Origin of the sequence: Patulibacter brassicae, from assembly GCF_033949425.1 — a bacterium.
In the GTDB taxonomy this organism is placed as follows: Bacteria; Actinomycetota; Thermoleophilia; order Solirubrobacterales; family Solirubrobacteraceae; genus Patulibacter; species Patulibacter brassicae.
In genome coordinates, this window is sequence record NZ_JAXAVX010000008.1 from 1 (window position 1) to 11,511 (window position 11,511).

Consider the following 11,511-nt stretch of genomic DNA (forward strand, 5'->3'; position numbering starts at 1 on the left):
CCGTCCGCCGGGCGCGGGGCGTCCCCCGGGAACGGGGCGCAGCGCGGGACGCGTCGCGGGCGCGGGACGACCGGCCGGCGCCGAGCGGCGCGGGGCGGGCGCGGCGCTCACGCGGGCACCTCGATCCGTCGCGCGGCGCGCACGCGAGCCGAGCGCGAGCGCGGGTTGCGCTCCTGCTCGGCGGCCGTCGGCGCGATGCCACGCGTCAGCAGCTCGGCCTCGGCGACCTTGCCGCAGCCGCAGACCGGCAGGTCGGGCGGGCAGATGCACCCCTGGGCGCGGTCGGCGAGGAACCGCTTCACGCGGCGGTCCTCGAGCGAGTGGAAGCTGATGGCCACGAGCCGGCCGCCGCGGCGCAGCAGCCGCCAGGCGGCGGGGAGCGCGCGGTCGATCTGCCCGAGCTCGTCGTTGACGACGATCCGCAGCGCCTGGAAGGTCCGCTTGGCGGGGTGCCCGCCGGCGAACCGGGCCGGGGTCGGGATCGCGTCGGTCACGACGTCGACGAGCCGGCCGGTCGTCTCGATCGGGGCCTTCTCGCGCTCGCGCACGATCGCGCGGGCGATCCGCGACGCGTGACGCTCCTCGCCGAGCTCGCGCAGGGCGGCCGCCAGCTCGCGCTCGCCCCACGTCGCCACGACCTCGGCCGCGCTCTGGGCGCTGCCCTCCCCCATCCGCATGTCGAGCGGGGCGTCGCGCACGTAGGAGAAGCCCCGCTCGGGCTCGTCGATCTGCATCGAGGACATGCCGAGGTCGAAGTACGCCCCGTCGGCCCGGAACCCTTCCTCGGCGAGGCCCTCGAGCGCGTCGGCGAAGGGCGCTCCCACGATCCGCACGGCGCACGGCGCCTCGGCCGCGAACCGCTCGGCGAGCGCGAGCGCGACGGGGTCGCGATCGATCACCACGAGGGTCCCGGTCGGCCCGAGCCGCTCGGCGACCAGGCGCGCATGGCCGCCGGCGCCGAACGTCGCGTCGACGATCGTCTCGCCGGGCCGGGCGTCGAGCAGCTCGAGCGTCTCCTCGGCGAGCACCGGCAGGTGCGGGGCGTCCGTCGCGGCGTCGCGCGCGTCCGCGGACGGCGCCGTCGCAGGCTCGGGGGGCGCGGTGGGGCGCCGGCGGGCCACGGGTCAGCCCTCCGCCGGGGCGGAGCCGGGCCCGGGCGCGTCGCCGCCCGGGGCGCCGGGCGCCGCACCGAAGCCGGGCGCGGGCGGGAAGCCGGACTGGCCGCCGATCGCGTTGGCGATCTGCAGCATCGCGTCCTGCATCGACGGGGCGTAGGCCTCCCAGCCGGCCCGGTCCCAGAGCTCGAAGCGCCGGCCGCTGCCGACGAGCAGCACCTCCTTGCCGCCGATGCGGGCGTGCTCGAGGTGCGTCGGGGAGATCGTCACGCGGCCCTGGCCGTCGAGCTCGGCGGGCGTGGCCATCGAGTTCAGCGAGCGCTCGATCGCGCGCGTGGCGGGGTCCAGCGGATGGCGACCGGCGAGCGATTGCTGCACGAACTCACGGTAGTCGGCCGCGGGCTCGACCCCGATGGCCGGGACGTCGAAGGAGCGCACGAGGACGAGGCCGGCCCGAAAGGGATCGCGGAACCGCGCCGGAATGGTCAGGCGGTTCTTGGCGTCGAGGGTGAGCTCGAACTGCGACTGCAGCTGCAGGTCGGTCACAGCGAAGGCCGGCGGAGATGACCGGTGCAGGTCGGGCCGGGGCGGTGGGAGGAACCGTCTCGGCCCGACCTGCTGGCGGGAACATACCCCACTTCACCCCACTTCGCACCACTCTCGTGGACCAGCGGCCCACTTCGGCCTAGCAACGCGTCCGGCGGAACACGCGTTCGCCCGGCGTTGGTCGGCCATTTACCCCTTGAATACTGGCAATTTGCCCCGTTCGAGGACGCCGCTGCACGATCGTTCCCACGTGATCGAACACCTGTTCGTCGACGGACGATCGAGGCGATTCGGCCGCGTTCGCGGTCGGTCGACGCCCGCAAGGTGGGGACGTTGACCGGCGTGGTGGGGCAAGGTGGGGCACGTTGGGCGCACGGAGGGTCGGCGACCGATCGCGCGTCGGTCCCGGCAGCGGCGCCGCGCTGCCCGGGCAGCCCGTACGATTCGGCCGGTCCCCCTGACCGGAGAGCCCATGACCAGCACCAGCACCAGTCCGACTCGCCGCTTCCGACGCGCGCCGATGGCGTTCGCCCTCTCGGGCGCGCTCGCGCTCGCGGTCGCCGGATGCGGGGGCGACGACGAGAAGACGACCTCCACGACCGCCGGCCCCTCGACGCAGGGCGCGCCGCTGCAGCTCGCCCTCGCCGACGACGTGCCCGCGGGCGCGGCGGGCTTCGCCGAGGCGACGATCCGCCCGGGCGGCGCGACGAAGGCCGGGATCGAGGAGCTGACGAGCGCGTTCGGGGTGACCGACCCCGGTCCGGCGCTCATCAAGGCCCTGGACCTCGACGACGAGGACCTCGCGGGCGGCGCGAGCTTCGAGGACGCGATCATCCCCTTCCTCGGGGATCAGATCGGCGGCTTCGTCGTCCGCGATCCGGCGAGCCGCGGGAAGACCGAGTCGGCGGCGGCGTTCGTCGCGACCGTCCGCGACGCGGCGGGCCTGCGCAAGGGCCTGCAGAAGGAGCTCGACGAGGGCACGAAGCGCGAGCTCGACGGCCAGACCTACTACCAGGGCCCCGGCAACGACAAGGACACGGCGGTCTGGATCGGCGACGAGACGTTCGCCGTCGGCCAGGTCCCGGCCGTCGAGGCCGCGATCAAGGCCGGGCCGGGAGCCGACCTCGCCGGCAACGACCGCTTCAAGAAGGCGGTCGAGCAGGTCCGGACCGAGGATCTCCTCGGCGGGGGCTACGTGGACCTGCAGCAGGCCGACGTGCTGAACAGCGTGATCGGCGACGTGACGAACTCCGGCCAGCGGCAGGCGCGCCTGCGCCGGCAGCTGCGCCAGCTCGAGCGCTCGGGCGGCTCGGCGGCGGTGCCGGGCCTGGAGCGCGGCCTGGGCAGCCTGTCGAGCATCGGCGGCGACACGCTGCCGAAGGTCGACGCGGCGATCGCGATGGGCGTCGAGCTGCGCTCGGGCCGGATTCGGCTGCAGGTCGGCGGGACGCAGCCGGAGGGGCTGTCGGCGCCGACGACGGACTCCGAGGACGAGCTCGCGAACCTGCCGGCCGGCTCGTGGCTGGCGGCGGGCCTCGGCGGCTTCCAGCAGGCGTTCAAGAGCTACGGCACGCTGCTCGGCGGCTCGGGGACGGGCACGACGTCGACCCCGACGCCGGCGGCCGATCCGAAGGCGCTCCTGGGCCAGCTGCGGCAGCTGACGGGGATCAACATCCCGGACTCGCTGCTCGACGCGCTCGGCGGCCTGGAGTCCGGCGCGATCGCGGTGCGCGGTGACAGCATCACCTCGATCGGCGGCGCGGTCGTGCTGCGCGCGAAGGACGCGGCGGGCGCCTCGACGATCCTCGATCAGCTCCGCGGGGTCGTGCAGCAGACGCTGCCGCTGCGGTTCCAGGAGCGCTCGATCACCGGTGCCGACAAGGGCGTCGTGGCCCAGTTCCCGGGCGCGCCGTTCCTCATCGCGGCGGGCGTGAAGGGTGATCGCCTGGCGATCGGCCTCGGCACGGACGCGGTCGGCAACGCCCTGACGCCGTCGAGCAAGCTCGGCGACGATCCGGTCTACGGCCAGGCGCAGGAGCTGCTGGGCGGCAAGAAGCCGACCGCGATCATCGACGCGACGAAGATCTCGCAGTTCCTCCAGAGCCTGCCGATCGACGAGCTGCGCGACCGCGACGGCCAGATGGTCCTCGCCGTCCTGCAGCGCCTGAAGCTCATCAGCGCCGGCGGCACGTCGAGCGGCTCGACGTTCAACTCGACGCTCGCGCTGAGCTACGCCCCGGGCACGTCCGGCGGCACGGGCGGCACCGGCACGACGACCACCACCCCGTGAGGTCCTGGGGGCGCGCTGCGGCGCGCCCCCGCCCCCGCACGGCCGCCGCTGTTCCGCCGACCCGGAGGAGCAGCGACGGCGTGCTCGGCCCCCGTGCACGGCACCCGGCTCCGGGCGGAGCCTCGCCTCGAGGGCCGACCTCAGCGCTGCACCGCGAGCAGGGCCGCGGCGATGAGCAGCATCACCGACGGCACGAGCAGCAGCGCCACGACGAGCTGGACCTTCGGCGCCGCACGGGCCGCGGCGTCGATCGCGTGCCGGGCCCGGCGCTCGCGCAGGTCCTCGGCCAGCGCGCGCAAGCCGTCGTCGGCGGCCGCGCCCTGACGGTGCGCCCGCGCGAGCAGCGCGGTGAGCTCGATCGCCCCGTCGGCCGGGCAGCGCCGGCGCAGCTGCTCGAGCGTCGGCTGCACCGGCACGCCGACGCGGACCTCCGCCGCCGCGCGCCGCAGCTCGGCCGCGAGCGTGCCCTGGTGGTGCGCGCCGACGGCGGCGAGCGCCTCGGGCACCGATCGTCCGCCGCCGAGCGCGATCCGCAGCAGGTCGATCGCGTCGGGCAGCGTCGTGAGCATCTCGGTGCTGCGCAGGCGGATCCGCCGGGCGATGATCGCCTCCGGCGCGAGCGCGATCGCCGCGGGCAGCGCGATGCTCAGCAGGACCCCGCCCGCTCCCGCGAACGGGACGACGACGAGCCACGAGGCCCCGGCGACGACCGCCGCCGCCCCGCGGATCGCCTGGAGGTCCGCCGGCCGGACGTCCGGCGCCAGCCCGGCCGCGTCGAGCCGCTCCGCCGCGTCCCGCGGCAGCGGCATCCGCGGGGCGAGACGGCCGCCGAGGCGTCGCGCGAGCCGCAGGAGCCGGTCGCCGCGTCCGCGCACGGGACGCCGTGCGGCGCGTGCCGCGAGCAGCTCCCCGGCGGCGGCACCGGCCGCCGCGCCCGCAGCACCCGCGAGGAGGATCGCGATCACCGCGACCGCTCCCACACGGATCGCCGCGGTACCCGACCGCGGCGCCCGGTCCGGTCGGGCCCGGCGGGCACCGGCAGCACGGCCGCCAACGAGCTCCGCGGCATCGGGCGAGCAGTCATCGGGCGAGCTCCGCGGTCAACCGCCGGACGGCGACCTTCGCCGCCACCTGCAGGAGCACCGCGAGCAGGACGAGCCCCACGCCGATCGCGTCCGCAGTGACGGCGCGGATCGCGTCGGGCGCGAGCACCGCGACCGCGACGGCGATGAGGACCGGCAGGCCCCCGACGATCCGCGCGGCGGTCCGGGCCTGGACCGTGGCGCTCTCGGCCTCCGCCGTCGCGCGCCGACGACGCTCGAGCGCATCGGCCTGCGCGCGCAGGACCGCGGCGAGCTCGCCGCCGGCCTCGCCGTGCAGCAGCAACCCGGCCACGAGCGCGACGTGGGCGTGGTCCCCGGTGCGCCGCCGCCACGCGACGATCGAGGCGGTGAGCGGGTCCCCCGCGCGCAGGCGCGCCGCGACGACCTGGAGCTCGCGTCCGGCCGCCCCGGGCGGGCCGGTCGCGGCGGCCTCGACGATCGCGCCGCGCACGGGCGAGCCGGCGTCGAGCCCGTCGGCGATCGCGCGGGCCACGAGCGGCGCGCCGTCGCGCAGCGCCCGCCGGCGGCGCTCCTGGTGGCGGCGACGGGTCGCGCGCACCGCCGGCGGGCCGAGGGCGACGAGGAGCCCGGGCACGACCGCGCCGAGGAGCAGGAGCAGCCCACCGGCGCACGCCGCGCCGACGATCACCGGCGGACGCTCGAGCGCGCCGAGCCCCGGTGCGGGGCGCTCGCGCACGACCCGGCGCGCCGCCGGCACGGCGAGCGCCAGCAGGTCGATCGCCGCAGCCGCCGCGAGCGTCGCCGCGACGGCCATCGTGACCGCAGCGCCGCTCATGCCGGCCCCGCGCCCGCGATCCAGGGTGCCCGGATCACGCGGGCTCCCCGACGTCGACCGGGACGGTCCGCCATCCCTGCCCGGCGGCAACGACCCGCTGGGCGGCGATCACGCGCCGCGAGCCGTCCGCGAGGCGCGCCTGCTGCAGGACGAGCCCGATCGCGTCGCCGACGAGCCGCCGCACGGCGGCGTGCGGCAGTCCCGAGTCGGCCATGAGGCAGAGCGTCTCGAGCCGCCGCAGCGCCGACTCGGGCGAGCGGGCGTGGATCGTGGAGAGCGACCCGTCGTGGCCGGTGGTCATCGCGAGCACCATGTCGAGCGCCTCGCCGCCGCGGACCTCGCCGACGACGATCCGGTCCGGCCGCATGCGCAGGGCGTTGCGGACGAGATCGCGGATCGCGATCGCACCCTGGCCGTCGCCGCGGGCGGTCCGGGCCTCGAGCCGCACGACGTGCGGCAGCGTCAGCCGCAGCTCGGCGGTGTCCTCGACGGTGACGATCCGCTCACCCGGGTCGAGCAGCCCGGCGATCGCGGCGAGGGTCGTCGTCTTGCCGGCCCCTGTCCCGCCGCTGACGAGGATCGAGCGGCGGTCCCGCACCGCACCGGCGATCGCCGCGCCGAGCGTCGGCGTCCATGTCCCCCGCGCGACGAGCTCCTCCGCCGTCCACGAGCGGTCGCGGAAGCGGCGGATCGTCACCGACGGCCCGTCGACGGACACCGGTGGCAGCGCGACGTGCAGCCGCGACCCGTCCGGCAGCCGGGCGTCGCAGAGCGGCTCGGAGCGGTCGACGCGGCGGCCGGCGCCGGCGAGCATCCGCTCGATCGCGTGCAGCAGCTCGTCGCCGTCGGCGAAGCGGACGCTCGTGGCCTCGATCCGACCGCGTCGCTCGACCCAGACCGGGCGGGTGCCGAGGACCATGATCTCGTCGACGTCGGGGTCGTCGAGCAGGCTCTCGAGCGGGCCGAGGCCGACGGTCCGCTCGACGAGCAGCCGTCGCACCTCGGCGCGGTCCTCGGGCGGCAGCAGCGGCGCCTCGCGGGCGAGGACCTGCTCCAGCACGTGCTCGGGTGCGGCGAGCGTGCCCTCCTCGGCCGGGCGGGACGCGAGGTCGACGAGCTCGCGGTGCAGCTCGGCCGCGATCTGGCCGTGGAGGCTCATCGAACGCCGTCCAGGTCGGAGGTCGTCGTCAGGCCTTCGCCGTCGCCGGCGCGCGCGTCGTCCTCCGCGCGGGGCAGGACGCGCAGCTCGGTCGCGAAGTTCTGGGCGGCGGTGAGGTAGATCGCCTGCCGCAGCCGCACGCGCAGCGCCACCGCGATCCGGCCGCCGCTGTCGTCGCCGTCGGCCGCCGGTGCGTCGGCGACCCGCAGGACCTCGGCGTTCTCGAGCGCCAGCCGGGTCGCGCCGCCCCGCCCCTGCTGCTCGCGGGTGACGAGCACGTCAACGCGTCCTCCGGGCCGCACGAGGCGCCGGTCACCGGTGGCGACGATGTCGGCGATCCGCTCGCCGGGCGCGAGCCGCAGCGGATCCCGGGACTGGACGAGGGCGAGCGTCAGGTCGCTGCCGCGCGGGACCGCGGCCTGGGCGCGCAGCCCCACGAGCTCGCGACCGTCGGCGACGCGCTCCTGCGGCGCGTAGCGGCGCGGGACGCGCCGCACGGCGAGCTGATCGCTCGAGATCGGCGCGTCGGCGGGGATGTCGCGCGCGGCGACGACGACCGGGACCGTCGGGCCGACGGCCGCCCGCAGCTCCGCCTCTCGCCGGCCGATGTCGCCCGCGGCGAGCGTGCCGAGGACGATCGCGAGCCCGAGCAGCAGGAGCGCGCGGCGGCGCGGGCTCACGACGCGGCCCGCCCGCGGACCCGGCCGGCGGGCAGGTCGACGACGAGGCGCGCTCCGCGAGCCGCGGGCGCCGAGCGGAGGCTGCCGCCCTGACGGCGCACGGCCTCGTGGGCGATCGCGAGGCCGCGGCCACGCAACCCGCGCCGCGAACCGGCGGCGAGCGTCGCGACCGGGTGGGCGAGCCCCGGGCCGTCGTCGTGGACCTCGATCCGCACGTCGTCGCCGGCGTGCAGCCGCACGCGGACGATGCCCTCGCCGTGCTCGACCGCGTTCTGCAGGAGGTTCCCGAGCGCCTGGGCGAGTCGCGCGCGGTCGCCGACGACGATCGTCGGGCCGGGCGCGACCGTCAGTTCGATCCGGCGACCCACGCGGCGCGCGAGCGCATCGTGCACCGCGACGAGCCCCCGCACCAGCTCGGCGACATCGACCGGGCGGCGCTCGTCGGGCAGGCGACGTCGCGCGACGGCGGCGGAGACCTCGTCCGCGGCGCGGCGTGCGCGAGCGAGCTCCCCGGCGACGGCGGACGTCCGCGGGTTCGTCGGGTCGTCGAGCGCCAGCAGGACGGTCGTCAGCGGACCGCGCAGCTCGTGACAGGCGCGGACGACGCGCTCGGCGGTGCTGCGGCCGGCGCGCCGCTCGAGCAGCAGCAGCGACGCCGCGCCGACGGCGAGCAGCCAGCCGGCGGCCAGCAGCGCGCTCATGCCGCCCACGCCCGCTCGACCGCGGTGGCCGGCGCCTCGACCAGCCGGTACCCGACGCCCCACACGTTCACGACGAACTCGTCGCCGGCGACGCCGAGCTTGCGCCGCAGCCGGCAGGCGTGCGAGTCGACGGTCCGCGAGACGATCGACGCGTCGCGGAAGCCCCACACCACGCGCAGCAACTCGGACTTCGTGAACACGCGCGTCGGCTCACGCGCGAGCGCCAGGAGCAGCGCGTACTCCTTCTGGGTCAGCTCGATCGGCTGCTCGCCGATCAGCACGCGCCGCCGCGACGGGTCCAGTCGCAGCGATCCGACCCGCAGGATCCCCGCCTGCTCCCGGCGCCCCGCGCGCGCGAGCACCGCGCGGAGGCGCAGGCGCAGCTCCGGATAGCTGAACGGCTTGACGAGGTAGTCGTCGCACCCCCACTCGAAGCCGCGGATCCGGTCCAGCTCGCCGTCCCGACCGCTGAGCACGACGACCGGCGTCGCCGGATCCACGCGCGAGGCGATCCCGTCCGCGCGCCGCACCTCGCGCGCGAGCTCCAGCCCGCTGCCGTCCGGCAACACGACGTCGGTGAGGACGAGATCCGGCGCGTGCCGATCCAGCAGCCGCCGCGCGGTGGCGAGATCCTTCGCAGCCAGTGGCTCGTAGCCGTCGGCCGCAAGGTGCTCGGCGAGGAACTCCCGCGTCAGGTCGTCGTCCTCGACGAGCAGCAGGGTGGCGATGGGGGGCGAGTCGCTCATGATGCCCCTCTCACCCGCCACCCACCGCAGGTTCTCCCCCGCGTTTTCGTCGCCGCATTGCGTCACCCCGCATCGGTCGCGACGCGCCGAGCGCTCCCGCAAGGCGAAGAGCCTCAGGAGCGACGGGGTCGGCAACGCGCTGACCCCGTGAGCGAGCTCGGTGACGATCCGGTCTACGGTCGGGAGCAGGAGCTACTGGGCGGCAAGTAGCCGACCGCCATCATCGACGTTCCGAAGCGCGCGCAGTCGGCTACCCGCAGCGTCAAGCTGGTCACCGCGGCCGGGGCTTATCGGCTGGAGGACTCCGTCAGATCCGTAGGCCTCTTGTCTTCTGCGCGCCCTCTCTAGACCGTGCCGTTGGAGACGACCCGTGCGATCTCACGGGCGTGCTGGAGCCCGGCGCGCAACTGATCTCGCATGTGCGGTCGGACGTTCAGATTCTGGGGCGACGGATGCGGGACTTCGACGGTCGGCAGATCAATTCCGAGACGTTGCCACCCTCGGGCGGCGTGCTTGCCGATGAGCACTACGACGCGCAGATTCGGCAACAGGCCGACGAGCTCCTCGATGTAGCGCTGACCTTCCAGCAGATCGCTGGACTCAGCAGGTCGGATCTTGCTGTCGCCGCCGATGTACCACGGCACGACGTTCCAGGTGACGACTTCGCGGCGGCGGTCGACACCGAGTTCCTGGAAGAGCCTCCACATGTTCTCCGCAGAGCCATCGTTGTTGTCGGGGGACACGAAGCCTGACCCGCCGCGCTCGACCGTTGCTTTGCCGCCTGGCGCTTCTAGGAGCAACAAGATCTTGGCTTCGACACCCGCTTCGGTCGGATCGAAATCGGGGACGCGATCGGCGCCGCGCTCTCCTCTGAGTCGAGTCACGTAATCGGCGAGCGGCGCGACGTGCGGCTCAGTGAGGAGACTGCGCTTTCGAGCAAGCTCGTCGGGGTCCCGGTTGGCTCGTGGCCCGTCCGAGCGGGGCTCCGCGCCGGTCGTCCCGCTCTCGCCGTCCGTCATGTTGATGACCCTAGCTCGACTATCGGGCGTTCCGGAGCCCGTCTCAAAGACGTGGCGAGACCAATAGCCGCAAACGTTGTTCGTGCTACGACGGACCGCGACGGATAAACGGATCGCGCTTGAGCACGGCGCCGCCGACCTGACGGAGTTCCTCACCTCGTACGACCGACTCTGGCCCTCATCCGAGGTCGGCGTGATCCGACCAAACCTGCGGCCTTTCAACGCCGGGGCTCCCGCCGATTCTGCGACATGGTTGAACGGATCGCATTGGTTCGCATCGCGGCTGATCGCGCGCACATGGACGTTGACACTGCCGACCTTCGGGCCTCCGGGCAGTGGCGCGGAGGCGCCGGCCTAGGGGCTGGTTGCACGTCGAAACCCGCATAGTTGCTGGCGCCGAAGGCCCTTGATCTGGCGAACGGGAGAGCCCCGCGAGTTCCAGCCGTTCCGGACGCCCGCTAACCGGAGTGCGACGCCGAAACCGGCCTCTGGGCTGGGCTTCTGCGGTTCGGCGTCGTCAACGCGGCCCGCCCTTTGACCGACGCGGCCGGTCAGACCGCCGGCCCGTCCGGTCCGCTGAAGTAGACGCCGGGGCCGAGCGTACCCTCCAGACATGCGCTGCACCGCTCCTGTCGAGGGCCACCGCTCGGCCGCAGCTGCTGCAAGGTGCCCGGCGTGCGGCGGCCGGTACGGGCGCTCGTCCTACCGGCCCTCGCACTCGCCGTCGTCATCGCGGCCGTCCTACGGCTCGTACGGTTCCTCTGGTTCGAGGTCGTCTCGCTCGGCCCGGTCGACGAGCGCTGGGCGCGTGACGCGCCTGGCTTACACGGACGCTGAGTGGCGGACCGTCAAGCCGGTCTTCGAGGCGGCGGACGAGCAGGCCGCGAAGCATCCCGAGCGCCGCGACGTGTTCCTGTGCCACGCCTGGGACGACCGGAGCGGCGCCGCCAAGGAGCTCCACGACCTCCTGGAGGCCCGCGGTGTGACCGTCTGGTTCAGCGAGAAGGACATCGCCCTCGGGACTTCGATGATGCGCGAGATCGACAAGGGCCTGCGGATGTCCCGGATTGGCATTGTCCTGGCGACGCCGGCCCTCCTGCGCAGCATCGACGCAGAGGGGGTCGCGGACAAGGAGCTGTCCGCGCTGCTGGCGACCGACCGGCTTATACCGGTCGCCCACGGCACGACCTTCGAGACGGTCCGCGAGCACAGCGCGTTGCTCGCGGCGCGCTCCGGGCTGACCAGCGACGGCTCGCTAGCCGCGATCGCCGCCAGGATCGCCGACGCCGTCAACGTCTAGCCCTGCCGGCCCGCCGCTGCCCGTCGCTGACGGTCGCCTTCCACTGCTCGAAGCGT

The 11,511-nt window shown here is 75.1% G+C and carries 11 protein-coding genes; 2 read left to right on the top strand and 9 right to left on the bottom strand.

Annotated features, from left to right (window positions below):
- Positions 1-107 precede the first annotated feature (107 nt).
- Both rsmH and SK069_RS14080 read right to left on the bottom strand, forming a co-directional pair.
- Positions 108-1,121 carry a 16S rRNA (cytosine(1402)-N(4))-methyltransferase RsmH gene (gene rsmH / locus SK069_RS14075; RefSeq protein WP_319954884.1) on the bottom strand — a complete coding sequence of 338 codons (1,014 nt, stop codon included), beginning with the start codon at positions 1,119-1,121 and terminating at the stop codon, positions 108-110.
- A 3-nt stretch (positions 1,122-1,124) separates the two neighbouring features.
- Entirely contained in the window at positions 1,125-1,661 is a 537-nt protein-coding gene (locus SK069_RS14080) for a division/cell wall cluster transcriptional repressor MraZ (protein WP_319954885.1), read from the bottom strand.
- A 472-nt stretch (positions 1,662-2,133) separates the two neighbouring features.
- On the opposite strand from SK069_RS14080, the gene SK069_RS14085 reads away from it, so the two are divergent.
- Positions 2,134-3,951, top strand: a complete 1,818-nt coding sequence (locus SK069_RS14085; RefSeq protein WP_319954886.1) for a hypothetical protein — start codon at positions 2,134-2,136, stop codon at positions 3,949-3,951.
- 140 nt (positions 3,952-4,091) lie between these two features.
- Here the strand turns inward: SK069_RS14085 and SK069_RS14090 are convergent, their stop codons facing one another.
- From SK069_RS14090 to SK069_RS14120, 7 genes are all read right to left on the bottom strand, one after another.
- The gene (locus tag SK069_RS14090) at positions 4,092-4,916 is read right to left on the bottom strand and encodes a type II secretion system F family protein (protein WP_319954887.1); all 825 of its coding nucleotides are present in this window, start codon (positions 4,914-4,916) and stop codon (positions 4,092-4,094) included.
- 115 nt (positions 4,917-5,031) lie between these two features.
- Complete coding sequence (locus SK069_RS14095) at positions 5,032-5,850, bottom strand: type II secretion system F family protein (RefSeq protein ID WP_319954888.1); 819 nt, start codon at positions 5,848-5,850, stop codon at positions 5,032-5,034.
- A 34-nt stretch (positions 5,851-5,884) separates the two neighbouring features.
- Positions 5,885-7,009: a CpaF family protein gene (locus SK069_RS14100; RefSeq protein ID WP_319954889.1), complete on the bottom strand. Its 1,125-nt coding sequence runs from the start codon at positions 7,007-7,009 to the stop codon at positions 5,885-5,887.
- Entirely contained in the window at positions 7,006-7,689 is a 684-nt protein-coding gene (locus tag SK069_RS14105; RefSeq protein WP_319954890.1) for an RcpC/CpaB family pilus assembly protein, read from the bottom strand. The genes SK069_RS14100 and SK069_RS14105 overlap by 4 nt, the downstream gene beginning before the upstream one ends.
- Positions 7,686-8,390, bottom strand: a complete 705-nt coding sequence (locus SK069_RS14110) for a sensor histidine kinase (protein ID WP_319954891.1) — start codon at positions 8,388-8,390, stop codon at positions 7,686-7,688. Before SK069_RS14110 ends, SK069_RS14105 begins: the two co-directional genes overlap by 4 nt.
- Positions 8,387-9,136 (bottom strand): response regulator transcription factor, encoded by a 750-nt coding sequence (locus SK069_RS14115; protein ID WP_319954892.1) that lies wholly within the window; start codon positions 9,134-9,136, stop codon positions 8,387-8,389. The genes SK069_RS14110 and SK069_RS14115 overlap by 4 nt, the downstream gene beginning before the upstream one ends.
- Positions 9,137-9,480: 344 nt before the next feature.
- Positions 9,481-10,155, bottom strand: coding sequence for a uracil-DNA glycosylase (locus tag SK069_RS14120; RefSeq protein WP_319954893.1), 675 nt, complete (start codon positions 10,153-10,155; stop codon positions 9,481-9,483).
- A 613-nt stretch (positions 10,156-10,768) separates the two neighbouring features.
- Between SK069_RS14120 and SK069_RS14125 the strand changes: the two genes are divergently transcribed.
- Positions 10,769-11,455 carry a toll/interleukin-1 receptor domain-containing protein gene (locus tag SK069_RS14125; RefSeq protein ID WP_454824048.1) on the top strand — a complete coding sequence of 229 codons (687 nt, stop codon included), beginning with the start codon at positions 10,769-10,771 and terminating at the stop codon, positions 11,453-11,455.
- The last annotated feature ends 56 nt before the right edge of the window (positions 11,456-11,511 follow it).

Bases quoted from the DNA above. Each gene is read 5' to 3' on its own strand.
- SK069_RS14085 (WP_319954886.1), top strand. From the start codon at position 2,134: ATGACCAGCACCAGCACCAGTCCGACTCGCCGCTTCCGACGCGCGCCG.
- SK069_RS14095 (WP_319954888.1), bottom strand. From the start codon at position 5,850: ATGAGCGGCGCTGCGGTCACGATGGCCGTCGCGGCGACGCTCGCGGCG.
- SK069_RS14100 (WP_319954889.1), bottom strand. From the start codon at position 7,009: ATGAGCCTCCACGGCCAGATCGCGGCCGAGCTGCACCGCGAGCTCGTC.
- SK069_RS14110 (WP_319954891.1), bottom strand. From the start codon at position 8,390: ATGAGCGCGCTGCTGGCCGCCGGCTGGCTGCTCGCCGTCGGCGCGGCG.
- SK069_RS14115 (WP_319954892.1), bottom strand. From the start codon at position 9,136: ATGAGCGACTCGCCCCCCATCGCCACCCTGCTGCTCGTCGAGGACGAC.
- SK069_RS14120 (WP_319954893.1), bottom strand. From the start codon at position 10,155: ATGACGGACGGCGAGAGCGGGACGACCGGCGCGGAGCCCCGCTCGGAC.
- SK069_RS14125 (WP_454824048.1), top strand. From the start codon at position 10,769: ATGCGCTGCACCGCTCCTGTCGAGGGCCACCGCTCGGCCGCAGCTGCT.